This window comes from Azospirillum soli (assembly GCF_017876165.1).
Lineage (GTDB): Bacteria > Pseudomonadota > Alphaproteobacteria > Azospirillales > Azospirillaceae > Azospirillum > Azospirillum soli.
Genome location: NZ_JAGINQ010000001.1, coordinates 416,317 through 441,928, shown reverse-complemented (window position 1 = coordinate 441,928; position 25,612 = coordinate 416,317). Strand labels below are relative to the sequence as shown.

General features: G+C 68.1%; 20 protein-coding genes. 10 read left to right on the top strand and 10 right to left on the bottom strand.

All coding sequences use genetic code 11. From position 1 onward, the window contains the following. Nucleotides 1-246: 246 nt before the first annotated feature. Together prfB and J2852_RS02105 are read left to right on the top strand one after the other, a co-directional pair. Nucleotides 247-1,369, top strand: a protein-coding gene (prfB, locus tag J2852_RS02110; protein WP_209870156.1) for a peptide chain release factor 2 whose coding sequence is annotated in 2 segments (ribosomal slippage) — nt 247-315 and nt 317-1,369 — 1,122 coding nt in all. Because the reading frame shifts where the segments join, the coding sequence is not laid out codon by codon here. Between the two features lie 177 nt (nt 1,370-1,546). Then, nucleotides 1,547-1,846, top strand: coding sequence for a peptidoglycan-binding domain-containing protein (locus J2852_RS02105; protein ID WP_209870153.1), 300 nt, complete (start codon nt 1,547-1,549; stop codon nt 1,844-1,846). Here the strand turns inward: J2852_RS02105 and J2852_RS02100 are convergent. Beyond that, complete coding sequence (locus J2852_RS02100) at nt 1,843-7,251, bottom strand: AMP-binding protein (RefSeq protein ID WP_246499242.1); 5,409 nt, start codon at nt 7,249-7,251, stop codon at nt 1,843-1,845. The two genes, J2852_RS02105 and J2852_RS02100, sit on opposite strands and share 4 nt — an antisense overlap. A 95-nt stretch (nt 7,252-7,346) precedes the next feature. On the opposite strand from J2852_RS02100, the gene J2852_RS02095 reads away from it, so the two are divergent. Further along, nucleotides 7,347-7,766: a cupin domain-containing protein gene (locus J2852_RS02095; RefSeq protein ID WP_246499241.1), complete on the top strand. Its 420-nt coding sequence runs from the start codon at nt 7,347-7,349 to the stop codon at nt 7,764-7,766. Nucleotides 7,767-8,017: 251 nt separating this feature from the next. On the opposite strand, the gene J2852_RS02090 is transcribed toward J2852_RS02095, so the two are convergent. The 4 genes from J2852_RS02090 to J2852_RS02075 all read right to left on the bottom strand — a co-directional run bounded on the left by J2852_RS02090 (nt 8,018) and on the right by J2852_RS02075 (nt 12,028). Beyond that, the gene (locus tag J2852_RS02090) at nt 8,018-9,019 is read right to left on the bottom strand and encodes an ABC transporter substrate-binding protein (protein ID WP_209870150.1); all 1,002 of its coding nucleotides are present in this window, start codon (nt 9,017-9,019) and stop codon (nt 8,018-8,020) included. Between the two features lie 42 nt (nt 9,020-9,061). Then, the gene (locus J2852_RS02085; protein ID WP_343206662.1) at nt 9,062-10,216 is read right to left on the bottom strand and encodes an ABC transporter permease; all 1,155 of its coding nucleotides are present in this window, start codon (nt 10,214-10,216) and stop codon (nt 9,062-9,064) included. Beyond that, nucleotides 10,213-11,064 (bottom strand): ABC transporter permease, encoded by an 852-nt coding sequence (locus J2852_RS02080; protein ID WP_425514344.1) that lies wholly within the window; start codon nt 11,062-11,064, stop codon nt 10,213-10,215. The genes J2852_RS02085 and J2852_RS02080 overlap by 4 nt, the downstream gene beginning before the upstream one ends. 166 nt (nt 11,065-11,230) lie before the next feature. After that, nucleotides 11,231-12,028 carry an ABC transporter ATP-binding protein gene (locus J2852_RS02075; RefSeq protein ID WP_209870144.1) on the bottom strand — a complete coding sequence of 266 codons (798 nt, stop codon included), beginning with the start codon at nt 12,026-12,028 and terminating at the stop codon, nt 11,231-11,233. A 259-nt stretch (nt 12,029-12,287) separates the two neighbouring features. Here J2852_RS02075 and J2852_RS02070 point away from each other — a divergent pair, with 259 nt between their 5' ends. Further along, the gene (locus tag J2852_RS02070; RefSeq protein WP_209870142.1) at nt 12,288-12,917 is read left to right on the top strand and encodes a hypothetical protein; all 630 of its coding nucleotides are present in this window, start codon (nt 12,288-12,290) and stop codon (nt 12,915-12,917) included. A 45-nt stretch (nt 12,918-12,962) separates the two neighbouring features. Here the strand turns inward: J2852_RS02070 and J2852_RS02065 are convergent, their stop codons facing one another. Beyond that, entirely contained in the window at nt 12,963-13,223 is a 261-nt protein-coding gene (locus tag J2852_RS02065) for a DUF3126 family protein (RefSeq protein ID WP_246499240.1), read from the bottom strand. Nucleotides 13,224-13,573: 350 nt separating this feature from the next. Between J2852_RS02065 and J2852_RS02060 the strand changes: the two genes are divergently transcribed. After that, entirely contained in the window at nt 13,574-16,285 is a 2,712-nt protein-coding gene (locus J2852_RS02060) for an SUMF1/EgtB/PvdO family nonheme iron enzyme (protein ID WP_209870139.1), read from the top strand. 313 nt (nt 16,286-16,598) lie between these two features. Beyond that, nucleotides 16,599-18,767 carry a caspase family protein gene (locus tag J2852_RS02055; RefSeq protein WP_209870125.1) on the top strand — a complete coding sequence of 723 codons (2,169 nt, stop codon included), beginning with the start codon at nt 16,599-16,601 and terminating at the stop codon, nt 18,765-18,767. Here J2852_RS02055 and J2852_RS02050 read toward each other — a convergent pair. Next, entirely contained in the window at nt 18,734-19,339 is a 606-nt protein-coding gene (locus J2852_RS02050; RefSeq protein ID WP_209870122.1) for a DUF2239 family protein, read from the bottom strand. The genes J2852_RS02055 and J2852_RS02050 overlap by 34 nt on opposite strands. A 108-nt stretch (nt 19,340-19,447) precedes the next feature. Between J2852_RS02050 and J2852_RS02045 the strand changes: the two genes are divergently transcribed. Beyond that, complete coding sequence (locus tag J2852_RS02045) at nt 19,448-19,783, top strand: GIY-YIG nuclease family protein (protein ID WP_209870120.1); 336 nt, start codon at nt 19,448-19,450, stop codon at nt 19,781-19,783. 37 nt (nt 19,784-19,820) lie between these two features. Here J2852_RS02045 and J2852_RS02040 read toward each other — a convergent pair whose 3' ends face one another. The 3 genes from J2852_RS02040 to J2852_RS02030 form a co-directional block, all read right to left on the bottom strand. Then, a complete protein-coding gene (locus J2852_RS02040) occupies nt 19,821-20,390 on the bottom strand; it encodes a sulfocyanin-like copper-binding protein (protein ID WP_209870117.1) in 570 nt (189 codons plus the stop codon). A 69-nt stretch (nt 20,391-20,459) separates the two neighbouring features. Beyond that, nucleotides 20,460-22,163 (bottom strand): pyrroloquinoline quinone-dependent dehydrogenase, encoded by a 1,704-nt coding sequence (locus tag J2852_RS02035; protein ID WP_209870114.1) that lies wholly within the window; start codon nt 22,161-22,163, stop codon nt 20,460-20,462. A gap of 55 nt (nt 22,164-22,218) precedes the next feature. Further along, the gene (locus J2852_RS02030) at nt 22,219-22,824 is read right to left on the bottom strand and encodes a hypothetical protein (RefSeq protein ID WP_209870111.1); all 606 of its coding nucleotides are present in this window, start codon (nt 22,822-22,824) and stop codon (nt 22,219-22,221) included. Nucleotides 22,825-23,088: 264 nt separating this feature from the next. Here J2852_RS02030 and J2852_RS02025 point away from each other — a divergent pair, with 264 nt between their 5' ends. The 3 genes from J2852_RS02025 (at nt 23,089) to urtA (ending at nt 25,508) form a co-directional block, all read left to right on the top strand. Beyond that, a complete protein-coding gene (locus J2852_RS02025; protein WP_209870109.1) occupies nt 23,089-23,373 on the top strand; it encodes a hypothetical protein in 285 nt (94 codons plus the stop codon). An 83-nt stretch (nt 23,374-23,456) separates the two neighbouring features. Further along, complete coding sequence (locus tag J2852_RS02020) at nt 23,457-23,951, top strand: hypothetical protein (protein ID WP_209870106.1); 495 nt, start codon at nt 23,457-23,459, stop codon at nt 23,949-23,951. Between the two features lie 261 nt (nt 23,952-24,212). Beyond that, nucleotides 24,213-25,508 carry an urea ABC transporter substrate-binding protein gene (gene urtA, locus J2852_RS02015; protein ID WP_209870103.1) on the top strand — a complete coding sequence of 432 codons (1,296 nt, stop codon included), beginning with the start codon at nt 24,213-24,215 and terminating at the stop codon, nt 25,506-25,508. Nucleotides 25,509-25,612 lie beyond the last annotated feature (104 nt).

Sequence of the window (25,612 nt, the reverse complement as noted above, 5' to 3'; positions counted from 1 at the left end):
GGAAATCGACGTACTCATGTGGATCGATTGCGACTTACTCGGTCCGGATATGCTTTTCGCTGAAATCGTTTAAGGCGAAGGGCCGGGGACAGTGGATTTGACCTTCGACGATGTCGATATGACTTGACCGGCTTGGTGTCGGCCGAGGTTTCGTCAAGGCGGAATAAGGGGGTGCATCGGCGGGCGTAACTCGCTACATAAGGCCTTGGACTGTGGATCAACTCTGGCTGACGAGGAGGTACCGCGATGCGGGCCGAGATCGAAGCGGCCGCCGGCGAGATACGGGAATCGCTGGCGCTGCTGAGGAGGCATCTTTGACTGGGACAACGCGCTGCGTCGTCTCGACGAACTGAACAACCTCGCCGAGGACCCCAAGCTCTGGGACGATCCCGACAAGGCTCAGAAGATCATGCGTGAGCGCACGCAGCTGGACAATTCCGTGTCCGGCTACCGCGCGCTGGAACGCGACCTGTCCGACAGCCTTGAGCTGATCGAGATGGGCGAGGCCGAGGGCGACGCGACGGTGGTTGCGGATGCCGAGGCCCAGCTCTACGCGTTGCGCGACCGTGCCGGTAAGCTCCAGATCGAGAGCCTGCTGTCGGGCGAGGCGGACGCCAACGACTGCTTCATCGAGGTCAACGCCGGCGCCGGCGGCACCGAGGCCCAGGACTGGGCGGAGATGCTGCTGCGCATGTACCTGCGCTGGGCCGAGCAGCACGGCTACAAGACCGAGTGGCTGGAAGAAAGCCCCGGCGAAGAGGCCGGCATCAAGTCCGCCACGGTGCAGATCAAGGGCCACAACGCCTACGGCTGGCTGAAGACCGAGGCCGGCGTGCACCGTCTGGTGCGCATAAGCCCCTTCGACAGCCAGGCGCGCCGCCAGACCAGCTTCGCCGCTGTTTCGATTTCCCCGGTGATCGACGACAAGATCGACATCGAGGTCAACGAAAAGGACTGCCGCATCGACACCTACCGGGCGTCGGGCGCTGGCGGCCAGCACATCAACAAGACGGACTCGGCCGTGCGCATCACGCACTTGCCGACGAACATCGTGGTGAGCTGCCAGCAGGAACGGTCGCAGCACAAGAACCGCGCCAAGGCGTGGGACATGCTGCGCGCCCGCCTGTACGAGCGTGAGCTGAAGATCCGCGAGGACGCGGCCGCCGCGCTGGAGGCCACCAAGACCGACATCGGCTGGGGCCACCAGATCCGCTCCTACGTCCTGCACCCCTACCAGATGGTGAAGGACCTGCGGACCGAGGTGGAGACGTCGCAGAGCCAGTCGGTTCTCGACGGCGACATCGACAAGTTCCTGGAAGCCGCGCTGGCCTCGCGCATCAAGGGCCAGAGCGACGACGCGGCGGCGTAAGGCACCCCATTTCCCTCCCCTGCGTCAGCTCTCGCGCAAGCAGAGCTGACGCTGACGCGGCAGGTGGACCCTCAGGGTCCGCCGAGAGCGGGGGAGGGGCAGGGGGGCAAAACCATCCCCAAGGGAAGAACTTCGCCTCTGCCGTGTTGATCTCCGTAAATCGAACCGGAGATCCCCATGACCCGCAGCATTCTTGCCGTCATTCTGGCGCTGACCGCCTTCTCCGCACCGGCCTTCGCGGCCTGTCCGTCCGACTCCATGCCGTCAGACATGCAGCGCGCCTATGTGGAAGGCATCCAGGCGGCGCTGGCCGAGCATGGCTTCAGGCCCGGCAAGGCGGACGGCAAGATGGGCCCCAACACCCGATCCGCCATCCGCGCCTATCAGAAGGCTGCGAAGCTCCCCGTTGACGGCTGCGCCAGCAAGGAGCTTCTCGACCATCTGAACTTCGCCCAGCCGAAGGTCTACGCGCGTTAACCGGCCTTTCCCGCCCCCTGCTTTCCAGCTCCCATCTGTCCAGCCCAGGCGATCAGCAGCTCGTCGCGGGACTTCAGGCCCGCTTCGGGCAGGGCGTGGTTGACCACCGCCTTCGCCGCACCCCCGGTCGCCTCGGGCAGGCGGTTTTCCCACATCGCTTGGTGCAGGGTGGGCAGTTCGTCCCAGGCGCCGAGATAGGTCGGCGGGACGCGCACCGCGCCCGACGCGATGACGCGGTTCAGCCCCGCGATCTCCGCCGCGTTCGACAGGTGCGTGCCGATGATGGCGGATGTGGGCATCAGGACGCGGCGCTGACGCATCCACACCTGCGGCGCGTAGAAGCTGTAGCGTTTTCCGTCCATGTCTCCGCAATAGACGACTCGGCCGGTGTGCGGCTTCACGATCATGGTGGAGACCGCCAGCGTGTCGCGCCGCGCCCGTTCCACCACCACGTCCGGCATGCCGCGCGGGTTGTCGGCGGAGCGCAGGATGCGGCCGACCGCCTGGCCCAGCGGCTTGAAGGTTTCCTCGGTGAAGAGGCGCACCGCCTCCTTGAAGGCGGCGGTTTCGCGCTGCGGGTCGGGCAGGTCCGGCATGGTGTCCGGCCAGACGAAATGCGGCACGCGGCGCTTGATCTCGGTCAGCGAGACGGCCCCGGCGAGGGCTTCGCCGTAGCCGAGCGACAGGACGAAATCGCGTTCCGAATCGTGGTCGGTGACGACGCAAATGCGGGCGCCGGACTCGCGGGCGGCCTCGATGGCCGACAGCGCCATGTCGTCGCGCAGGCCCAACGCCCCGGCGCCGTAGAAGACCAGCACCGCTTCGCCAGGGCGCAGGCGGGCGCGGCGCAGCATCTCGGCGGGTTCGGCGGCGCCGGATTTGCCAAGGAAGGTCATGTGGTAGCCGCTGGAGGCGCCGAAGAAGGTCAGGGCGCCGCCCTCCGCGAGGGATTGGAAGGTGCGGGGGAAGGTCGCCTCGCCCGCGTGGCTGACCGCGTAGTCCACAAGATGGCCGCCGTTCTCGTCGCGCAGCGCGTCGATGAAGGGCTGGCCGGCCTTCTCCCACGCCGCCCACTGGGCGGGATCGGCGGGGATACGGGTGAAGGCGGACTCGGCAACGGAGCGGTCCACGGCCCCGGCCCCTCGGGCGCGGATCGCGGCGGCGCGGCGTTCGGACGAGACCATGCCGGTCACCTTCATGCGCCGGGCGAGCGCCAATTCGACGGTCCAGGCGCCGGTGCCGCCGGCCGCGCCCTCGACCAGCAGGCGCTTGCCGGGCTGAACGTCCAGCGCCGTGAACAGCGCGCGGTAGGCGGTGCCGGCGGCCAGCATGTAGCTGCCGGCCTCCTCCAGCGCGAGGTCGGGCGGCAGGTGGAACAGCTGCGGGCCGTCGGCCAGCATGAACTGCTGGTGGCTGCCGTCCGGCGACTGGTAGCCCTGGATGTGGAAGTCGGTGAACATCGGGTCGGTGCCCGCCTCCGGGTCCAGCACGTCGGATACGCCGGAATAGATCGCCACGAGGTCGCCGACCGCGAGGCGCCCCTGCGCCTGAAGGGCTTCGCCCATACGCGCGATCAGGCCGACGCCGCCGGACCCGGTGATGTGCACATCCTCGTCATGCTCGTCGAACAGCGAGATCGGGATGCCGGTCAGCGCCCACACGTCGTTGTAGTTTACCTCGGACGCGAGGACGTAGACGAGCGCCTGGTTGGGGCCGGGTTCGGAGACGGGGACGACGACTTCCGTTTCGGATTGGGCGGGGTCGCCGTGGTTGGCGGCGCCGGTCTCCAGGTCGCGGACGACGGCCTGGGCCAGCTGCCACCGGGGCAGGGGCGTGGCGCCGGGGAAGAAGGGGCTGCCGATGGGCAGAACGCCGTCGCGGGACTCGCGGCGCGGGCGCGCGGGCAGGGGCGGGGATTTCTTCTCAAGGAACAGGGCGATGCCCTTCTTGGCGCCGTGCTCGGAATCGAGGAGCAGGCGGGCGAAGGCGTCGATCTCGGCCCCTGAACCGGCGTCGAAGCCGTCGCGCAGCCCCTTGTCCACGAGGGAGAGGATCGTGTCCGCGACGGGGCCTCGGCCGACAGAATGGGCTTGGGCCAGCAGGCGCTCAACTCCCTCTCCCCTCTGGGGAGAGGGTTGGGGTGAGGGGGGTGCGCTTTTGCCGGACATGCCGCCACGTGCAACCCCCTCACCCTCCCCTCTCCCCAGAGGGGAGAGGGTATTCAGGGCGGCTTCGCGGGCCAGCGTCTTGGCGAGGGTCAGCGCGTCATCGGCACCGCGCGCGATGCGGTCGATCAGGCCGAATTCCAGGGCGGTTTCGGCGTCGATCTGGCGGCCGGACAACAAAATCTCCAGCGCGCGTTCGTAGCCGCGTTCGGGGTCCTTGCGCAGCAGAAGGCGCGGCAAACGCTGAGTGCCGCCGTAGCCGGGGGGCAGGAACAGGTTGATTTCCGGCTGGCCGAGGCGGGCGCGCGGGTCGGCGACGCGCAGATGGCAGGCCATGGCAAGCTCGCAGCCGCCGCCGAGGGCGACGCCCCGGATCGCGGCGATCACCGGCTTGTCCAGCGCCTCGATGGCACGGAAAACGGCGTGCGCCTTGGCGGGCAGGGCGCGGGCCTCGTCCTCGTCCTGCACCTCGTCGAGAAGCTGGCGGATATCGGCGCCGGCCACGAAGTTGCGGCCGGTTCCGGTGATGACCACGGCGCGGATGTCCTTGCGGCGGCCGAGGTGGGCGATGGTCGTGTCCAGCTCGTCCAGCAGGCGGTCGGAGAGCGCGTTCACCGGCGGGTTGTCGATGGTCACGGTCGCCATGCGCACGCCGTCCGCCAGGGTGTCGTACTGGATGGACAGGAAGCGCTGGCGCTCCAGAAGGGTCTGTTCCTCGGCGCGCTGTTGGCCGCGCTTCCAGGCGTCGATGCGGGCGGCGAGGTCGGTCAGGCACTCCGGGTTGCGCAGCGTCGAGGTGTCGCCCAGCGGTTCGTCGTTCATCATCGCCGTCAGGAAACGGCGCATGTATTTGCCGGAGCGGGTTTCCGGGAAGGCGGGCACGACCAGAATGTCGGAGGGCACGGCGACCGCGCCCTTTTCCTGCCGGACGAGGTCCTTCAGGCGACGCTCGTCGTCGGCCGTCAGGTCGCGCCCCTTGGCGGGCAGGACGAAGGCGACGGGGGTCAGGCCCTTTTCGCGGTGGGGGGCGCCGACCACAATGACGTTGCCGACCGAGCTGTCCGGGTTGATCTGCTTGTCGCGGAGGATGGCGCCCTCGATCTCCTCCGTCCCCATGCGGTGGCCGGAGACGTTGATCACGTCGTCGGAGCGGCCGTGCAGGCTGAAGCTGCCGTCCGCGTATTTGCGCGCGAAGTCGCCTTGCAGATAGGCCCAGACCGGAGCGCCGCTCGAATCTTTGAAACGGCCGAAATAGGTCTTTTTGAAGCGGTCGAAGTCGCCCTTCCAGCCGGGCGTGCCGATGGCCTCCGCGTCGCCCCAGATGGTGCGGGTCAGGTAAGGATAGGGCGCGGTGACGACGATCTCGCCCTTTTCGTCGAGGTCGGCGGAGCGGTAGGCGACGCGGCCGGCGTCGTCAGACTCGCCCTCGGGAACCCACACGTCGCCCAAGACCCACGGCAAGGGATAGGTGTGGGCGTCGGCGCGGAGCGGCTGGTCGGGGTTGCCGTAGGGGTGGGTCCAGACGATGCCGCCGTGCTCCGTCGCCCAATAGGAGTTGATGTATTGCGGCGTCATCACCGCCATGCCGAAGGCCTGCACGGCGGGGCTGGTCGGCTCGGCGCAGAAGGTGGCGACGCGGAGCGTGGAGCGGTCGTAGCGCTCCACGTCGGCGCGGTTTTCCGGGTGGGTCATGACCGTCTTCAGGAAGGTCACGCCCGCCTTGAAGATGGTCACCTTGTGCCGCTCGATGATCGAGGCGAAGCGGCCCGCATTTGGGAAGACGGGCGCGCCCTCCGTCACGATGCCGGGGATGCGGGCGGCAAGGCTGGCGGTGATGAGATAGCTCTGGCCGGTGATCCAGCCGGGATCGGCGACCACGTAGATCACGTCGCGGCCGGGAAGCGCGTCGAAGCTGACCTTCATGGTGTGGGCGAGGCCGGCGACGTAGCCGCCATGGACGTGCACGACGCCCTTCGGCTTTCCGGTGGAACCCGACGTGTAGATGATGAACAGCGGGTATTCGGCGTCCACGGGGGCGGCCGGGACCGATTTGGCGATGGCGGCGTAGAGGGCGCGGTCGTCGAGCGCGCGCAGGGCTTCCAGGTTGGGGACCCCGGCGTTGCGGCAGAGGGTTTCCTCGGCCTTCGCAAAGAGGTCGTGTGCCCACACGTCGCGCCCTGGTGTCCAAGCGATGTCGGGGAGGCCGACGTGGCGGACGACGATGACCTTTTCAACGCGCGGCGGGGCGGCGGTCAGCGCCTCGGCGACGCTGGCGCGCAGGTCGGCGACGGTGGCGGCGTCGAGGGTGCCGGCGCGGTCCAGCGCCTTGCCGAGCTCGCGCATCACGTCGGCGGGGGCGACGGTGATTTCACCTTCCAGGCCAGTGCGGACGGAGTCCAGGAGGGCGGTGGAGTTCAGCTTGGCGCGCAGCACGTCTTCAGTGATGCGCAGCGCGTCGGGGAGTGCGACGAAACGGTCGAGCGCGGGGTCGGTGTAGGCCTCCTTGAAAGCGGCAACCTCGGCGTTGCGGCTGGCGCCGTCGGCGGTGATGACGACGCGGGCGCCCGCGTTCTCGATGCGGTCGGAGAGCGTCTTGTCGGAAAAGCCGCCGAACACGGCGGTATAGATAACGCCCAGCCGCTTCGCCCCCTCGGTCCAGACGATCTGGTCGAGGATGTTGGGCATGTTCAGCGCGATGCGGTCGCCTTGCGACAGGCCGAGGTCCTTCAGGGCTTGCGCGGCAAGGGCGGAGCGGATCAGCAGCTCGCGGCGGGTCAGGGTGATGTGGTGCACCGGGCCGCCACGCCCGTTGTTGGCCGCCGCGTCCCAGCGGTCGCCCTCGTACCAGTAGGCGACCTCCGACCCATGGCCGGACAGGACGTGGCGGTCCACCTCGTTGAAGGCGGCGTTGGTGCGGGCGCCGACAAACCAGCGGTAGAAGGGGGCCTCGGAGCCGTCGAAGGCCTGGGCCCAGGGAGTCCAGTCGTGCCGCTCGGCGGGTTCGCCGGTCGCGGCGTTCCAGCCGCGCCACACGCCGTCGCTCTCGCGCATCAGCCAGGAGGCGCCGTCGAACCAGTGGATCGTCTCCGCCGCGACGGCGCCGTGGAAAGCGCCGGGATCAGCCTCGCAGGCGGCGCGCTGGGCCTGCCAGTCGGCGGCGGAGCGGATCGGGTTGACCGTCACGTCCTGCGGCAGCGGCGGCGCGAAGGGCTGGCCGGCGGTTCCTGCGGCGGTGTCCATATCTCTCTCCCTGGATGCTTTTTCTTGTCGGGGCCGCGTCGTTGCGCGACGGTCTTCACTATAGGGTGCAATCACAACAATGGGGAGGACGCAACATGACCGATCGCGACACCACGACCGATGACACCAAGATGGCTTTTGCGGTCAGCCACGCCGATCCGGCGGACTTCAAGCGCGACGGGCTGCGGCCCTTCTTCGAGTACCGGGACCTGGGCATCCGCGCGGCGACCGGCGGGAAGGCCAACGCCCATGTGATCCGCGCCCGGCCGGGCGAGCCGTCACACGGCGGCTGGCACACGCACGACCTGAATTTCCAGATGGTCTACGTGCTGAAGGGCTGGGTGAAGTTCGCCTATGAGGGCGTGGGCGAGGTGCTGCTGCAGGCCGGGTCCTGCGTGCACCAGCCGCCGGGCATCCGCCACGTGGAGATCGAGCATTCCGACGATCTGGAAATGCTGGAGATCACCTTGCCGGCCGAGTTCCCCACGGCTTCCGCCGAACCGCCGGCCGGCTGAAAACCGGCCCCAAAAAAAGACCGGCCGCACAGGGCGGCCGGCAAGATGCTTTGGAGGAATCGTTCACCATGGACGCAGGGAACAAGAGCGGCCATGGGACGGTTCGATGCCTAATAAAGCAACGCTCGTGCCAGTTCGTCCGGGTGACGCAAACGGCAGCTTTCCGACCTTTGGGAGCGTTTGTGAACGAAAGATAGCCGGCGATGTGTCCGGGGTTCCGGACAGGTGACTGGAACCCCGGACGGTGGAGGTCAGAGCCCCGTCTTCTCGTAGACCGCGTGGGTCCAGGCGCCGTCCGGCTTCTTGGTGATGACCGGGTCGGAGGAACCGGACAGCAGGATGTCCACCGTGCGGTCGAAATCGGCCGGGTCCAGATAGCCCATGGTCTTCTTGGAGCCTTCAAGGAGCTTCACGGCCTCCTTGATCATGTTGGTCTGGTGCTCCTCGGTCTGGGCGCCGGTGGTGTCGTTGTCGAGGACGATCTTCACCGCTTCGTCCTGGTTCTTGGCGGCGTACTCCCAGCCCTTGACGGTCGCCTTCACCAGACGGGCCAGCTTGTCCACCATGGCCGGGTCCTTGAGGCTCTTCTCCAGGGTGTAGAGGCCGTCCTCCAGCGTGGCGACGCCGATATCCTGGTAGCGGAAGTTGACCAGTTCGGACTCCGGCACGCCGGCTTCGAGAACCTGCTGGTATTCGTTGTAGGTGGTGGTGGAGATGCAGGGGGCCTGCTTCTGCAGCAGCGGGTCGACGTTGAACCCCTGCTTCAGGATCTTCACGTCGGGGTTGGCGCCGCCGGTGGAGTAGTCGAGCTTGCTCATCCAGGCGAGGAACGGATACTCGTTGCCGGCGAACCAGACGCCCAGAGTCTTGCCCTTGAAGTCCTCCGGCTTGGTGATGCCGCTGTCCTTGCGGCAGGTCAGCATCATGCCGGACTTCTGGAAGATCTGCGCGATGTTGACCAGCGGCACGCCCTTCTCGCGGGTGGCGAGCGCGGACGGCAGCCAGTCCACCACCACGTCGGCGCCGCCCCCGGCGATGACCTGCGACGGGTTGATGTCGGGACCGCCCGACTTGATGGTCACGTCAAGCCCGGCCTCCTTGTAGAAGCCCTTGGCGTGCGCGACGTAATAGCCGGCGAACTGCGCCTGCGGGACCCACTTCAGCTGAAGGGTCAGCTTGTCGGCGGCGCTGGCGGCGGTGGTCCAGCCGGCAATGGCTGTGGCGAGGATCGCGATCTTCCCGAACTTCTTCATGCCCACACCTTCCCCTGTTCGATTGGTTAAAAAAACGCCGGCTTATCGCCGGCGCATGGAGGGATGCCAAGCGGTGGTCGCGCGCTCCAGCAGCGCCAGCCCGCCGTAGAAAACCGATCCGGTGACCGCCGCGACGACGATGGTCGCCCAGACGATGTCCAGGTTCATGCGCGCCACCTCGGTCGAGATGCGGAAGCCCATGCCGACCACGGGCGTGCCGAAGAACTCCGCCACGATGGCGCCGATCAGCGCGAGGGTGGAGTTGATCTTCAGCCCGTTGAACAGGAACGGCAGGGCGTTGGGAAGCCGCAGCTTGACCAGCGTCGTGCCGTAGCCGGCGGCGTAGCTGCGCATCAGATCCATCTGGATGCGTTCCGACGTTTGCAGGCCGGCCAGCGTGTTCACCAGCATCGGGAAGAAGGTCATCACCACGATGACCGCCGCCTTGGACTGCCAGTCGAAGCCGAACCACATGACCATGATGGGCGCGATGCCGATCACCGGCACGGCGCTGGCGAGGTTGCCGAGCGGCAGCAGGCCGCGCGCCAGGAACGGCACGCGGTCGGCCAGGATCGCCATGGCGAAGCCCGCCCCGCAGCCCATCACATAACCGCGCACGACCGAGGTCAGCACCGTCTGCCGGAAGTCGTCCCACAGCACCGGGGCGTGCTTGACCAGCGACGCGGCGATGGCGCTGGGCGGCGGCAGCAGGACGGAGGGGATTTGGAACCCGCGCACCAGCACTTCCCAGCCGAGCAGCAGGCCGAGGCCGAACAGGCCGGGGACGAGCAGGCTGCGCCGCCAGCCGGGCACGGCCGACAGGACGCCCAGCACGCGCCACAGCATCACCGTCGCGACGATCAAATACAGCCACAGGCCCCAGCCGCGCGACAGGTCCACGCCTTCGTTCAGGAGGTGGAAGGGCAGCAGCCACGCCATCGCGGCCCCGCCCAGCTCGACCCAGGCGCCTTTGGCCGGGGTTGGGGCGGTCCGGCCGCCGACGACGGAGAAGGCGGAGCCGACCAGGAAAAGGAGGGCGATGGGATCGGCGGTCCAGGACAGTATGGCGCCATCCTTGATGCCAATGGGCTGGGTCAGGGCGGCGGCGGTGAGAAGGGCAAGCGTGACCAAGCCCCAGTCGGCGGCGGTGCGCAAGGAAGTCCGATAGGGAGAGGTCTGATAGGGATTGCCGCTCATCGCGCCGCGCTCCCCCGGCCGATTATGGGACCAACCACAGCGACCTCGACCCCGCGGATCACGGCGATCAGCACCACGGAGAGAAGGGAGGCCATGACCAGCGCACTCCAAATCTGCACCGTCTGGCCGTAGTAGGAACCGGACAGCAGCCGCGCCCCCAGGCCGGCCTGGGCGCCGGCTGGAAGCTCGCCCACGATGGCGCCGACGACGCTGATGGCGACGGAGACCTTCAGGCTGGCGAACAGGAAGGGCAGGGAGGCGGGAATGCGCAGCTTCAGGAAGGTGGCGAGGCCCCCGGCGCTGTAGGTGCGCATCAGGTCGAGCCACAGCGGGTCGGCCGCGCGCAGCCCCTTCACCATGCCGACGGTGATCGGGAAGAAGCACAGATACATGCAGATCACCGCCTTGGGCAGCAGCCCCGTCAGGCCGATGTTGCCCAGGATCACGATGATCATCGGCGCGATGGCCAGAATGGGGATGGTCTGCGACGCGATGATCCACGGCAGCAGGCTGTATTCCAGCGTGCGCACGTAGACGATGCCGGCGGCCAAAGCCACGCCCAGCACGACGCCCATGGCAAGCCCGGTCAACGCCGCCTGCGCCGTTACGCCCGCGTGGAACAGCAGGTTGCGCGGGCTGGTCGGTGCGTAGCCGGTCAGCGAGTTCCAGAGGTCCACGACGATCTGATCCGGGGTCGGCAGGACCGGCCGCTTCATGGTGAAGGTATGGGCGATCAGGTCCATCGTCCCCCACGGCTTCCCGGCGCGGGTCAGCGCTTCTGCCGCCTGGGGGCTGTTCAGCCAGATCGCCCCGGCGTACCACGCCGCCAGGATGATGATGGTCACCACGGCGACGGGAAGGACGCGCTGCTTGAGGACGTTGCCGAGTTGGGCCCCCTTCCTCCCAGCCTTCGGCTGGGCCCCTCCTTCCCCCACCTTCGGCGGGGGAAGGTTAGAAAGCCCTCCCCCGCCGTCAGGTGGGGGAGGGTTTGGGTGGGGGCCCGAAGCGTGCGCCTCAATCGTCATAGGAGTGACCCTCCTTCAGCCCCTCGCGGACGCGGTGGGCGATGGCGGCGAACTCCGGCGACTCGCGGATGTCCAGCGTGCGTTCGCGCGGCAGGGCATCGCAGTCGATGATGTCCAGGATGCGCCCGGGGCGCGGGCTCATCACCACGATGCGGGTGGAGAGGAAGACCGCTTCGGCGATGGAATGGGTGACGAAGACGCAGGTCTTGCCGGTGCGCCGCCACAGCTGGGTCAGCTGAAGGTTCAGGTGGTCGCGGGTGATCTCGTCCAGCGCGCCGAACGGTTCGTCCATCAGCAGCAGGTCGGGCTGGAGGGCGAGCGCGCGGGCGATGGACACGCGCTGCTGCATGCCGCCGGACAGCTGCCAGGGAAACTTCTTCTCAAAGCCGGTCAGGCCGACGTTGGCGAGCTGGTCCGCCGCGCGGGCCTGCCGTTCGGCCTTCGGCACGCCCATGATCTCCAGCGGCAGCATCACGTTGCGCTCCACCGTGCGCCAGGGATAGAGCGCCGGGGCCTGGAAGACGTAGCCGTAGAGCCGCTTCAGCCGCGCCTGCTCCGGCGTCATGCCCTCCACGGTGATGGCGCCGGAGGTCGGGCGCTCCAGGTCGGCGATGACGCGCAGCAGCGTGGTCTTGCCGCAGCCGGACGGGCCGATCAGCGAGATGAAGTCGCCCTTGTGGATGGCGAGATCGACCTCGCTCAGCGCGAAGACGGGCTTGTCGGCCGCCTGATAGACGAGCGAAAGACCGCGTGCCTCAACAATGGGTGGTCCCGCGTCTCCGGGCATGGGAGCGGACGCCCCGGATGGCTGGAGCGGATTCTGGGCAAGCACGGGCGGGGTCCTTTCGGCAGTCGGCGCTTCAGCAATCGGCCGTCGGCAAACAAACGGTTCACGCTAGCATTGACGCGATGCCGAAACCAGTTCTTCGCCACGCCCTTCGGCATATCCATGGCCGCCGGGACGGTCCAGATCTTCAACGGCTGGCGTGTCGCGCGCCGGGGCTGTATACGGCGGGGCGCACGCACGTACGGAGGTTGCGGACATCATGCCCGAGGTCGAGATTTCCCGCGAGGACACAGGCCGGGCGACGGTGTTCGAGGCGATTCCGGCGACGATGCCGCCGCTGCGCTACATTCACCTGCTCTACGCGGCGCTGATGGTCGGCGGATTCGTCCTGGCGGCGGACCTGTTCGAGGAACCGACCGCGACGATGATTCGCTGGCTGGCCGCCCTGTGCGTGGTGCCGGTGCTGCTGCTGTGGGTCCTGACGCTGTGGGAGGCGGCGCGTCGGCGCGCGGTACGCCTCGCCGTCACGCCGGAGGGGCTGCTGTCCCACGGCCATGTCTACCCGCACGAGACGATCCGCGATCTCGCCCTCTACGCGCCGGGGAAGGGGCGGCCGTTGTTCGTGGCGCGCATCGCGCCGGTCACGCCCCAGCAGCACAAGGCGGAGCTGGAACTGGTCACCGGAGAGGTCGGGGTGGACTTGGACGCGCTGAGGCCGAAGGGGAAGGACAAGGGCGCGAGGGGCCGAAGCCGGGCCAGCGGCTTCCGGCTGGTGATGCACCGGCGCGACCATCGCCCCGCCATCGTGCTGGTGCGCGGGCTGACCCTGTCGGGCGGCGAGACGCTGTTCGCCGCGCTGGCGGCCGAACTGCGCAAGCACAGCCGGTAACACGCGCAAAGCCCCCGTCCCATGACGGGCGGGGGCTTGCGAAAGTCAGCGGCGCGCGGCCGGGGCCGGCGGCAGGTCTTCTTCCAGAATGACCACGTGCAGGGCGTAGGACACTTCGCCCTCGTCCACGTCGCGGTGCAGGGTGCCGACGAACTCGCCGGCCAGCGTGACTTCGGCCGACTGGCCGGCCTTCTCGGGCGGCTCGATCGTGATCTTGTCGTTGCCGAGGGTCTTGCGCAGGTACGCCTGCACGCGGGCGATTTCGGTGTCGGTCATCTTTACGACCGTCGGCTTTGCGGGCGGCATGGGTGGTCCCCTCGTGTTGTCGAGAGGGTGATATAGAAAGCTTTGCCGAAAAGGAAAAGCGCAACTTGCCCCCGCCCGCGCGGTGCGCTGCCTTGTTGCCCGCATCACAGCGGGGGGAGGTGCGATGGGGTATGCGATGCGCCGATCCGGTAAAGAATGGGCCGACTACCTCCAAATAAGGGCTGAATGAAGGTGCTGGCTTAGCGCCGTCGGGCATGACCCCGCTGGAGAGAGGCGTTAGCCTGTTTTGCCGTCTTGTTCATGGGGGCGGCAATCAAATACTGAAAGATTAGGATCGGGGATTACCACGTTCCATTTGAGGCAATTGGGCCGAAGCGATCGGAGTGACGATGGGGCTGCGCCTTTGCCGCTTTGTGCTGGCTGTCGTGATCGGCGTTCTGCTGATCCCCTGGGGATCGGCCGTCGCTGCCACGGCTGAGCAGCGCATCGCTCTGGTCGTCGGCATCAGCGCCTACACCCACGCGCCGGAACTGCCCAATCCCAAGAACGACGCTCAGGCCATGGCTGGCGCGCTGCGCAAGATGGGCTTCTCGGTCGAGGAAAAATATGACCTCGATAACCGGGGCATGGCGGAGGCGTTGCGCGGGTTCGGCATCCAGGCGGGGCAGGCGGATGTGGCGCTGCTGTACTTCGCCGGGCACGGCATGCAGGTGGGCGGCACCAACTTCCTGATCCCCGCCGACGCGCGGTTGGAGCGTGAGCGCGACCTCGTCTACGAGGCGCTGCCGCTGAACCTGCCGATGGGCGAATTGGCGCAGGCGCGCAAGCTGGGCATTCTGATCCTGGACGCCTGCCGCAACAACCCCTTCGCCGACCGGCTGGTGCGGTCCGGCACCAAGCGCACCGAGGTGCATTCCGGCTTCGCCCGCGTCGACGACACGCCGACCGACACTCTGGTCGCCATGGCCACCCGCGCCGACGCGGTGGCCGAGGACGGGACCGGCGACCACAGCCCCTACACCGCATCGCTCCTGAAAAACTTCGAGGTGCCGGGGCTGGAACTGAGCCTGTTCTTCCGCCGCGTGCGCGACGACGTCATGCAGCTGACCCAGGGGCGGCAGGAGCCGTACCTGTATGGCTCGCTGGGCGCCGCCCCCTTCTACTTCAACCCGCTGCCGGAAAACCGGGCGCCGCAGCTGGCCGAGGTCAAACCGCTGGAAGTCTTCGACCGGGGCGGGGCGGAACCCGTGGGCGTCAACCGCCCGGCTGATCCGGACGGCGATCAGCTGTTCGCGCAGGTCACCGGACTGCCGCGCGGCGGGGCCGTGCGCATCGGCGACCGGGTCGTGCTGATCGGCGACTACCTGACCGTGGACCAGCTGGCGGCGACCACCTTCAAGCCGGACGCCACCCATCTGGGCGATGCCGGCAGCTTTGACTTCGCGGTGATGGACGGGCGCGGCGGCGTGGCGCGCGGCGGCGTGCCGATCCTCATCAAGCCGAGCAACCGCCCGCCCGTCGCGGCGGCGGAGCGCACGGTGCGCACCATCATCAACCCACTGCGCCTGGACGTGCCGGTGGATCCGGACGGCGATCCCCTGACCTTCATCGTCAGTGCGGTGCCGGAGCGCGGCAAGGTCCGCGACGGCACCACGCCGGTGAAGCCGGGCGACCGGCTGAGCCCGGAGCAGCTGACCGCACTGACCTTCGACCCCGAACGCGCGCCCGCCGGCCGGGCCGGCGTGTTCAGCGTGCTGGTCGAGGACGGGCGCGGCGGCCGCGCGACGGTCAGCGCCGTGCTGGAGGTGGAGGACGCCGGCGCCCCGCCGCCTGCCGCCGATCTGGAGGAGGCGCTGTGGCGCCGCGTGCGCGACAGCCGCGACGCCGGCGAGGTGGAGGCGTTCCTGCGCCTGTTCGACGGCGGTCCCTTCGTCGGTCTGGCGCGCGAGCGGCTGAACGCCCTGCGCTCGTCCGAGGGCGCGAAAGTCGCCGAGGCCAAGTCCGGTTCCACGGGAACGGGGAAGGAGCCGAGCGGGTCTTCGGGAACGGCCAAGGCGAAGGCCGAACCGTCGCACCCGGCCCCGGCGGAGTTGCGCGTCGAACCGACCGGCGAGGGCATGTACGTGGCAATGGCGGATTCGGTGCTGCGCGCCGGACCGGACGCGCGGTCGGACGCGGTCGGCGGCGTGACCAAGGGCGGCTACGTGCGCGTGCTCGGCCGGGTCGCCAACGCCGACTGGTACCGGGTGGTGCTGGACGACGGGGCGCAGGGCTTCGTCTCCGGGCCGGCGCTGCGTCCGGCCGGGCCGGAGGACCGCCAGCGGCTTGCTATGGCGGCCCCTTCAGCGCCGCCGTCGCAGGGGCGGGCGCAGGGGAACGGCAACAGCTTCCAGGACTGCGCGGACTGCCCGTCGATGGTCAAGGTGCCCGCCGGCAGCTTCACCATGGGCAACGACAAGGGCGATTCTGCCCAGCGCCCGGCGCACCGCGTCACCGTCTCGCGCCCCTTCGCCATCGGCGCCTACGAGGTGACGGTGGCGGAATGGCGCGCCTGCGTAGAAGGGGGCGGGTGCAGCGCCATGCCGCGCATGAGCAACGTGTCCGACGATACGCCGGTCCATAATATCCACTTTGAGGACGCGCTGGCTTACGCCGCGTGGCTCAGCCGCAAGACGGGGCAGCGCTACCGCCTGCCGTCGGAGGCGGAGTGGGAATACGCCGCGCGCGGCGGGGCGAACAGCCGTTTTGCCTGGGGCGACAGCCTGACGCCGGGCGCGTTGCAGGCCAACTGCCGCGACTGCGGCGGTTCCTTTGACCGGATGCGGCCGGCCTCGGTCGGGCGCTTCCAGCCGAACGGCTTTGGCCTATACGACACCAGCGGCGGCGTGGCGGAGTGGGTCGCCGACTGCTGGAACTCCGGCTACAAGGGCGCCCCGGCGGACGGCAGCGCCTGGACCAGCGGCGAGTGCCGCAAGCGCGTGCTGCGCGGCGGTTCCTGGCGGGACGAGCTGGACGCCATCACCGTGACGGCGCGCATCGGCTACGACGCGGACGTGCGGTATGTGGCCGACGGCTTCCGCGTGGCGCGCGATCTGAATTGATTGCGTCTGGCTAAATTCCGCCCGCTGTGAAGCGGGCCACAGCGTCACAAAAAATGCACGCCGCGAACCGGTGTATCAGTGTTGTCGCCGTGTCACACTGCGGCAGATGACGCCGCGCAACTCCGAAATTGCAAGAATTGGCCTGGAATGCGCGCGGTAAAATCCTTGTTCAGTGGGCGAGAGGCGAGCGGCCAATTCGGTGTGGTCCTTTAGGTCTTTTGAAGGCATGGCCTCGCTGAAAGGGTTGCGCAGAAGAAATTCTGGATAGGGGGCGGTCGTGTGGGGTTGGTGCCGGTGCGCTGTTTGGAGTCTTTTGCTGATCCTGCTGACGGCCGGTGCCGCCGTCGCCGCGGAGGTTGCCGGGGAAAAGCGCGTCGCGTTGGTGATCGGCAACGCGCAGTATCACACCGGCGGCCCGGCGACCGGGATGGCGGCGAACGCGTCGGCCATGGCCGACGCGCTGCGCCGTGCCGGCTTCACCGTGACGGTGGGCAACAACCTCGACCACCGGAGCATGGTCGCGGCGCTGAGCCGCTTTCAGGACTCGCTGGCCGACGCGGATTTGGGCTTCCTCTACTATTCGGGGCTGGCGCTCAGCCTGTCGGCCAAGGGGTTCCTGGTGCCGGTGGACGCCAAGCTCGCGTCTGAGTACGACGTGATCTTCGACACCATCGAACTCGACTACGCGCTGAAAGAGTTGCAGAGCGCCGGGCGCAAGGCCGTCGCCGTGTTCGACCCGGTGCCGGGGCACCCGCTGGCCGACAAGCTGACCGTCGCCATGGGCGATGCCGGACGCTCGGTGAAGCCGGTGCTGGCGACGCCCTCGGCGCTGGACAACCTGTTCGTGGCCTACGCGCATCGCCCCGGCGTGCCGCCCGCGCCTTTGTCCGGCAACGGCCCCAGCCCCTTCACCGCCGCGCTGGCGCAGGAAATGGTCAAGCCTGGCGTGCCGCTGCGCGACGCGCTGGCCGAGGTCGCGCGCGTCGTGGTCGGGAAGACAAAGGGGGCGCAGCATCCCTGGCTTCAGGACCGCTTGGGGGGCGATCTGGTGCTGGTGCCGGCGACCGGCGTGGCCGCCCTGCCGCCCCCGAAACCCGATGCGGCCAAACCCGAGACGCCGAAGCCGGAGGAAAAGCCGGCCGTCCTCGAGGTGGAGGTCGAACCGCTGGACGAGAAGCGCGTGACCACGCGCGACACCAACCTGCGGACCAGTCCCGATGTGAAATCCTCCGTGCTGACCGTCCTGCGCCATGACACCGAGGTCAAGGTGACCGGGCGCCCGCGCAAGGGCTCCGGCTGGCTGCGCGTCGAGCATGACGGGAAAACCGGCTTCGCCTCCGCCGCGAACCTCGCCCGGCCCGAAGAGGCGGGCGGGCGCAACGCGCCGGTCGCTTCCGCAGCGCCGGCAACGCCGGAGGCGGCAACGGGGATCTACGCGGTGGCGCGGCCCTCCACCATGTTCGCGCGGCCGATGCTGGGGGCGCGCAGCGTGCGCGACCTGGAGCAGGGCCAGATGATCACCGTCGTCGAGGCGGTGCCGGACTCCAACTGGGTCAAGGTGCGCGACCGTTTCGGGCAGGAGGGCTACGTCACCGCCGCCGCGCTGTCGCGCTGGAGCGATGCGGTCGCGGAACGCGCGCCGCCCGCCTCGCCGTCCCCGGTCGTGACGCGGGGCGACGTGGACCCGCTGGCCGGCGCGCTGTCCGGGGCGAGCGGCCCGACCGAGATGGCTGCCCTGCCGGCCGCGCCCCGGGGCGGTTCGGCGCCGCCGGGTGATCCGGTGGTGAAGGGGCTGGCTTCGCCCTTCCGGGAGGCCGTGGATTCCGGGCGCAGCGCGGCGGCCCGCGCCGCCGCCGGGCCGAACAGCGCCGCCGGTCTCGCCCGCACGGCCGGAGAACGGGCGCGTCAGGCCCAGGCTTCCGCCCGGCAGGCCGCCGATCTGGCCCGCAGCGGCCAGTCCACCGGCCACCGGGCCCACCGCTTCCCGAATGGGGACGTTTACGAGGGTGCTTGGGCGCGTGGATTCGAGAACCCCTTGCAGCCGTCGCTCAGCAAGCAGGGCTTCGGCGTCTACCGCTTCGCCAACGGGCAGGTCTACGAGGGCGAGTGGAAGGGCGACGTGATGGCGGGCTACGGCGTGATGACCTTTACCACCGGCGACCGCTACGAGGGGACCTTCAGCGCCAACACGCCGAACGGGCCGGGCATCTACCGCTTCACCAACGGCGACGTTTACGCGGGCGAGGTCCGCCAGGGCCGCGTCGAGGGTTATGGCGAGATGGCCTTCTCCAACGGAGACCGTTACCAGGGCATGATCGTGGACCGCCTGCCGAGCGGCAACGGCGAGTTGATCCTGCGCGGCGGCGCCCGGCATGTCGGCCAGTTCCGAGGCGGCATCCAGGACGGGCCTGGAGCCTCGGTGGATGGTGGCGGAGCGATGCGCCCCGGCTACTGGCGCGGTGCGACGCTGCTGGGGGAGTGAGCCTGCGCCGTAAAGGCTGCCTCCGCCAGCCGCCGGGCGTAGTCGCGGAGGTCGGTGGGCCACGGCTCGGTGAGAGCGTGGAAGCGGGCGGCGTCACCGGCGTAGAGCGCGCGCGAGGCGTCCTCCCATCCCGGCTGGTTGCCCAGCATCGCCATCATGAAACGGTCGGCGGCGGAGCGGGCCTGACGCGCCTGATCGGCCTCGGCGCTTTTGGCGCGGGCCGCGTCGATCAGGCGGCGGATCGCGGCCGAGGCGCCTTCCGGTTGCTGCGCGAGCCAGTCCCAATGGCGAGGGAGCAGGGTCACCTCGCGGGCGATGACGCCCAGCTTTGGACGGCCGCGCGAACGGCCGGCAGCCGGTGCGCTGTCCGGGCCACGCAAACGCTCGGCGATCTCGTCATCGCTTCCCCGCAGGTCGAAGTCGATCTGGCGGCCGGTCCGGTCGTCGAAGACGAGGACGGTGGAGGCGTCCCCCAATGTCGCTTGCTTGATGGCGAGCGCCACGTCCCAGGGCGCGCCGGTTGCCAGCAGCCGGTCATTGAAGAAGGCGGTGCAGGACGGTGTTTCGGTCACGGTAAGGCCCCCTTGGTCGTTCGGGGAAATTATACCCGGATAAAACCCTTGCGGGCAATATCATCCGGGTATAATTCTTGATGAGACGGCGACAGAGGGACAGAGGCCATGACCGACCAGAACAGGAAGGCCACCGTTACGGCTTACAAGGAGCGCAAGGTGGAGGCCGGCGTCTACGCCGTGCGTTGCGCGGCAACGGGGGCGTGCTGGGTGGGTGCCGCGCCCGACCTGAGCACCATCCAGAACCGCCTGTGGTTCCAGCTGCGAATGAACGGATGCCCTTACCGTGACCTTCAGGCCGCTTGGAACGCGCACGGCGCCGACAGCTTCACGCTGGAGGTGGTGGAACGGTTCGACGAGGAAACGCTCGCCTACGCCCGGACCGCGGAGATGCGCAAGCGCGCTAGCCATTGGGGCGAACGGCTGAACGCGCCGGTGATTTGATGCCGATGATCTGATGCCGGTGATCAGATGAAGGACGCTACTTGCGCCCTTCCTCGGCGCCGCTGGCGATGATCATGGTGGGCTCGGTGGCTTGCTCATCGACGCGGAACTTGGTCCACATGCCGCCGGTGCCGTGGGCGGCGACGCCGCAGAGGAAATAGAACTCGCCGGGCGTGCTGGTCTTGAAGTCGATGGTGTCGCTGCCGTTGGGCGGCAGGCCCTGTTCCGGATTGACGGTGTAGGCACGGGAGATGGCGACCTGCTGCACGCCGGCCACGTCGGGCATCTCCTTCGGGTCGTAGGCCTTGGTCACCAGCAGGCTGTGCGGCAGCATGCCGTCGTTGTTGGTGAACTTCATGGCGACGGTCCAGCCGACCGGCATCACCACCGTCATGTTGCCCTTGTAATAGCCGTTGAAGTTCAGCGCCCCGTTGTTGGGATTCCAGCCGGCGACCACGTCCATGCGCACCTGCTTGCGGTCGGCGTTCACGGTCATCCAGGTGGGAAGCAGCTTCTCGTCGGCGACCACGCCGGACAACACCGCCGTCACGGTGCCGATGAAGGCCAGCGCACCCGCGCTCCGTCGAACCCTGGGCCAGCGAACCATGGGGAATTCTCCAAAAAGAAAGGGCGCCGGGTTGGGGGAACGGCGCCCTTTGCCAAGGGACGGGAGTGATCAGTCGAGCGCGAACACGACCAGCGCGTCGCCATACTTAGCGTTGATCTGGAAATTGCCGCCGGCCGCGACCGCCACGTGCGGCTTGCCGTCGATTTCGAAGGCCATGGGGGCGGCGTTCACGCCGGCGCCGGCCTGGAAGGTCCAGACCTTCGCGCCGGTCTTGGCGTCATAGGCGTTGAAGGCGCCGTTGGCCTCGCCCGCGAAGACCACGCCGCCGGCTGTCGTCATGGTGCCGCCGATCATCGGCTGTTCGGTGCGGGCCTCCCACAGCATCTTGCCGGTGTCGGGGCTGACCGCCGCGACGTTGCCCCACTGCTTCTCGCCGGGGATGGCGACGAAGGCGCCGCCCAGCCACAGCTTGCCCTTTTCCCACGGCTCGTTCTTCACGATGTAGTGCATGGGCTGGTGCAGGTTGACGCAGTAGAACAGGCGCGTGTCGGGGCTCCAGGCGCAGGGGCTCCACTCCACGCCGCCGTTGGCGCCGGGCAGCATGCGGGTGCCCTGGCCGGGGGTCGGCAACGCGAACAGGTTCTCGTGCGGGATCATCGGCTCGGACCGGCGGATCAGCTTTCCGGTCTCGCGGTGGTTGGCGTAGACCCAGCCGGTCTTGCCGCCGTGCAGCACCGCCGGGACCATGTTGCCGGACTCGTCCCGCACCTCGGCCAGCACCGGCGGCGAGGCGGAGTCCAGGTCCCACACGTCGTGCGGCAGGTACTGATAGGCCCACTTCACCTTGCCGGTGTCGGCGTCCAGCGCCACGAGGCTGTCCGACCAGCGGTTGTCGCCCGGCCGGCCGGAGCCGTCGAGGTCGGGCGACGGATTGCCGGTCGTCGCGAAGACCATGCCGCGCTGCACGTCGATGGAGTTGGTCATCCAGTTCGACCCGCCGCCGCGCCGCCACGCGTCGGCGTATTTGCCGGACGCGATGGCCGCCTTCTCGCCCGCGATGTCGCGGTTCAGCGTGTTCTGCCCGTCGGCCTTCTCCACGAAGGCGCCTTCCCAGCCCTTGATGCCGTCCGGGCCGGCCTCGTCCGGGGTGGGGATGGTGTGCCAGCGCCAGGCCAGCTTGCCGTCCTTGGCGTCATAGGCGCTGATGAAGCCCCGGATGCCGTATTCGGCGCCGGAAATGCCGATGATGACCTTGTCCTTGTAGATGACCGGCGCGTGGGTTTCGGAATAGCCCATCTCGCTGTCGGCCACCTCGACGTCCCATTCCTTCTCGCCGGTCTTCTTGTTCAGGGCGATCAGGTGGGCGTCCAGCGTGCCCATGTAGAGCATGTCGCCGAGGATGGCGACGCCCCGGTTGTTGGGGCCGCAGCACAGGTAGTTGGTCGCCAGCTTGTGCTGGAAGTGCCAAAGCTCCTTCCCCGTCGCCGCATCGAGGGCGAAGACGTGGTTGTAGGGGGTGGTGATGTACATGACCCCGTTTTCGACGATGGGCGTCGTCTGGAACGAGCCGACCACGCTGGTCTGGAAGATGTACTTCACCTTCAGGTTCTTGACGTTGTCGGGCGTGATCGCCTTGCTGGGCCAGAAGCGCATCTGGCCGAGGTCGCCGCCGTAGTTCAGCCAGTTCTTGCTCTGCCCGCCCGCGGCGACCAGCTCGTCCCAGGTCGCGGCCGATGCGTGTGTGCCGAACGCGGCGCCGAACAGCAGAACGGCGCCCGACATCACTCTGACCGACGTCAATCTTGCACGCATGGAACGCCTCCCTCTCGTTTCTTGAGCCTATCGGGTCTTGAGAACCTCGTCGGGATCAGTCCAGTGCCTGGGAAACCGCCTGGGCGAGCGCGCGCAGCTTGCGCTCCGAATAGGCGATCTTGCGGCAGATCATCGCGGCGTCGTCCTCCGCCTTGTCGAGCCGCCGCAGGTTCCAGAAACGCGCCTGCCGGATGTCGGCGGGGTTGGTGGTGGCCGAATCCTGCGCCGAAGCCAGTGCAGCGGTGTTGGCGTTGACCTGCTCGGCCAGGATTTCCGAGCGCGTGACGTTCACGCCGATGCCGTCCGCCATGATAGCGCGCAGCCGGTTGGTCAGGTCCACCACGCCCGACAGGGTCAGCATCAGAGCGGCCTGGCGGTCGGGACCCTGCCCGGCGGCGAAGCGGGCGATGGCGGCACCGCCGACGTCGGGCGAATTTTCCGGATTGGCGGCGAACTCGACCAGATCGCGGACCCGGGGATCGGCCTCCCACGCGCGGTCGGGCGGCAGGACGGCCAGTGCTTCCGGATGGCGGTCGGGCCACACCATGGCGGCGGTCAGCGGCGCAACCATGGGTTCACGGCAGGGCCAGTCCTTCAGCGGCTCGGCGCCCTGCGCGGCAAGAGGGGACAGAAGGGTGAGAAAAAGGGCAAGGCCCGGCATCCTGGCCGCCCGCAGACTAGGGCGGCCAGAGCGCACATCTGGCATGGTCGTTTCACTCCCCGAACGGCCGGTTGCTTGGGTTTTGTCTTGACGGTCGCAAATCGACGGAAGACAGACCGGCTCGATTTATATCGTCACGTTCATGATGCGACTGGTATGTTTGATTGTCAAACAATCACTCTATCGACCAATTGGGCTAGCCTGATCTGGGATGCCCGTGGCGCAGGCCCGCAATGAAACCCGCAATGGAAGGAGGGAGAGGAGATGATCGGACGCTGGGCTATCCTGGTCATGTCGTTCGCAGCGCCAGCCTTGGCGCAGACCGCAACGGAGCCGGACAAGGCACTGGTCGAGGCCTGCGCGCATGAATTGGCGGAGCGGCAGTCGGGCGGCGGGCAAAGCCACGCCTACACCGTGTCGGCCACGGAGATGGAGCGGCCGAACGACACGACGGTGCGGGTGCGGCTGTCGCTCACCTCGGGCGAGGGGCGGCTGATCCAGGGGACCTGCGTGTTCCGCAACGGCAAGCTGTTCGACGTGCGCCAATAGGGGAGTGGTGACGCACGGGGCGGCGGACTGTTCTTCCGGTATAGGGTTCCGATGGCGTGGACCCGCGTTAGGGAGGAAGAGCCATGCGAGTTCTCGTGATGACCGCGACCGCCGCGCTGCTGGCCTTGCCCGTCGGTGCGCTGGCGCAATCGACGACGGCCAATCCGTCCGCCGCGCCCTCCGCAACGCCCATGGACCAGAACAGCGCCGGCACGGTGGGCGGGCGGTTTCACGGCAGCAACGCCATGAACCAAGACCAGTTGCGCAAGTCGCTGGAGCAGGCGGGCTTCACCAACGTCCGCGTCCTCGATTCCGCCTATCTGGTGCAGGCCCAGGGTGCCAACGGCGAGACGGTGACGATGATGATCGACTCCTCCGGCTCCATGGCCTCCGGGTCCAGCAGCGGGGGGATGATGGGCGGTGGGATGATGGGGGGCGGCATGTCGGGTGGTGGAATGATGGGCGGCACCGGAAGCGCTGGCGGCACCGGCAATTCGGCCACCACCGGAACCGGGCCGGGTGGATCCATGGGCACCTCGTCCGGGACCACCACCGGAGGCACGACGACCACGAAGTAGGCCATGCCTTCCCGCCCTCGGCGGTGCGCCGCCGGGGGCGACGGAATGTGCAATGCATAAAGTTTGCGCACATGATCGGCTCTGCCTAAGGAATATGCAGTCCGGGCGGCGTCGTATACACGTCCCGCCGTGGTAGGTGGGTGGAAAGCGTGGCGGATTTGCTGACAATGCCCCGTTGAATCCGGAGTGGCATCGCGTTTGCGAAGACCCCCTTGCGGGTGCCCGTGGCGGGCTCCCGACCAAAGAACGGGGGGTATCACAATGTTGAAGACGGGTCGTTCCCTGGCCGCCGCCGCCGGTCTCGCCCTGTGCGCCGCGGCCGGTTTCGCCGCGCCCGCGTCGGCGCAGGACACCATCAAGGTCGGCATCCTGCATTCGCTCTCCGGCACCATGGCGATCAGCGAGACGACGTTGAAGGACGTCATGCTCATGCTGATCGAGGAGCAGAACAAGAAGGGCGGCGTGCTCGGCAAGAAGCTGGAACCGGTCGTCGTCGACCCCGCCTCGAATTGGCCCCTGTTCGCCGAAAAGGCGCGCGAGCTGCTGACCAAGGACAAGGTCGCGGCGGTGTTCGGCTGCTGGACCTCGGTTAGCCGCAAGTCGGTGCTGCCGGTGTTCGAGGAGCTGAACGGCCTGCTGTTCTACCCCGTGCAGTATGAGGGCGAGGAGTCCTCGCGCAACGTCTTCTACACCGGCGCCGCCCCGAACCAGCAGGCGATCCCGGCCGTCGATTATCTGGCGGAGAAGGAAGGCGTGAAGCGCTGGGTGCTGGCCGGCACCGACTACGTCTACCCGCGCACCACCAACAAGATCCTGGAAACCTACCTGAAGTCCAAGGGCGTGAAGTCCGAGGACATCATGATCAACTACACCCCGTTTGGCCATTCCGACTGGCAGAACATCGTCGCCGACGTCAAGAAGTTCGGCTCGGCCGGCAAGAAGACCGCCGTCGTCTCCACCATCAACGGCGACGCCAACGTGCCCTTCTACAAGGAACTGGGCAACCAGGGCATCAAGGCCCAGGACATTCCGGTGGTCGCCTTCTCGGTCGGTGAGGAGGAGCTGGCCGGTATCGACACCAAGCCGCTGGTCGGGCATCTGGCCGCCTGGAACTACTTCCAGTCGATCGACACGGCGGAGAACGCCGACTTCATCAAGAAGTGGCAGACCTTCACCAAGAACGACAAGCGCGTCACCAACGACCCGATGGAGGCCCACTACATCGGCTTCAACATGTGGGTGAAGGCGGTCGAGAAGGCCGGCACGACGGCCCCCGACGCGGTGATCGACAGCATCGTCGGCGTGTCGGTGCCGAACCTGACCGGCGGCTACTCCGCGATGATGCCGAACCACCACATCACCAAGCCGGTCCTGATCGGCGAGGTGCAGGAGAACGGCCAGTTCGAGACCGTGTCGAAGACCCCGGGTCTCGTGGTCGGCGACGAATGGTCGGACTTCCTGCCGGACAGCAAGGACCTGATCGCCGACTGGCGCGCGCCGATGTCCTGCGGGAACTTCAACGTGAAGACCGGCAAGTGCGGCGGCAAGGGGTCGTGAGGACACTCTGAGTGTTGCCCCCTCCCTAACCCTCCCCGGCTTTGCAGGGGAGGGGACCATCCTCCCTCCCCTGCGCAGCGGGGGAGGGCCGGGGTGGGGGCAAG

Bases quoted from the DNA above. Each gene is read 5' to 3' on its own strand.
- J2852_RS02105 (WP_209870153.1), top strand. From the start codon at position 1,547: ATGACCCGCAGCATTCTTGCCGTCATTCTGGCGCTGACCGCCTTCTCC.
- J2852_RS02100 (WP_246499242.1), bottom strand. From the start codon at position 7,251: ATGGACACCGCCGCAGGAACCGCCGGCCAGCCCTTCGCGCCGCCGCTG.
- J2852_RS02095 (WP_246499241.1), top strand. From the start codon at position 7,347: ATGACCGATCGCGACACCACGACCGATGACACCAAGATGGCTTTTGCG.
- J2852_RS02090 (WP_209870150.1), bottom strand. From the start codon at position 9,019: ATGAAGAAGTTCGGGAAGATCGCGATCCTCGCCACAGCCATTGCCGGC.
- J2852_RS02085 (WP_343206662.1), bottom strand. From the start codon at position 10,216: ATGAGCGGCAATCCCTATCAGACCTCTCCCTATCGGACTTCCTTGCGC.
- J2852_RS02075 (WP_209870144.1), bottom strand. From the start codon at position 12,028: ATGCCCGGAGACGCGGGACCACCCATTGTTGAGGCACGCGGTCTTTCG.
- J2852_RS02070 (WP_209870142.1), top strand. From the start codon at position 12,288: ATGCCCGAGGTCGAGATTTCCCGCGAGGACACAGGCCGGGCGACGGTG.
- J2852_RS02065 (WP_246499240.1), bottom strand. From the start codon at position 13,223: ATGCCGCCCGCAAAGCCGACGGTCGTAAAGATGACCGACACCGAAATC.
- J2852_RS02060 (WP_209870139.1), top strand. From the start codon at position 13,574: ATGGGGCTGCGCCTTTGCCGCTTTGTGCTGGCTGTCGTGATCGGCGTT.
- J2852_RS02045 (WP_209870120.1), top strand. From the start codon at position 19,448: ATGACCGACCAGAACAGGAAGGCCACCGTTACGGCTTACAAGGAGCGC.
- J2852_RS02040 (WP_209870117.1), bottom strand. From the start codon at position 20,390: ATGGTTCGCTGGCCCAGGGTTCGACGGAGCGCGGGTGCGCTGGCCTTC.
- J2852_RS02035 (WP_209870114.1), bottom strand. From the start codon at position 22,163: ATGCGTGCAAGATTGACGTCGGTCAGAGTGATGTCGGGCGCCGTTCTG.
- J2852_RS02030 (WP_209870111.1), bottom strand. From the start codon at position 22,824: ATGCCGGGCCTTGCCCTTTTTCTCACCCTTCTGTCCCCTCTTGCCGCG.
- J2852_RS02025 (WP_209870109.1), top strand. From the start codon at position 23,089: ATGATCGGACGCTGGGCTATCCTGGTCATGTCGTTCGCAGCGCCAGCC.
- J2852_RS02020 (WP_209870106.1), top strand. From the start codon at position 23,457: ATGCGAGTTCTCGTGATGACCGCGACCGCCGCGCTGCTGGCCTTGCCC.
- urtA (WP_209870103.1), top strand. From the start codon at position 24,213: ATGTTGAAGACGGGTCGTTCCCTGGCCGCCGCCGCCGGTCTCGCCCTG.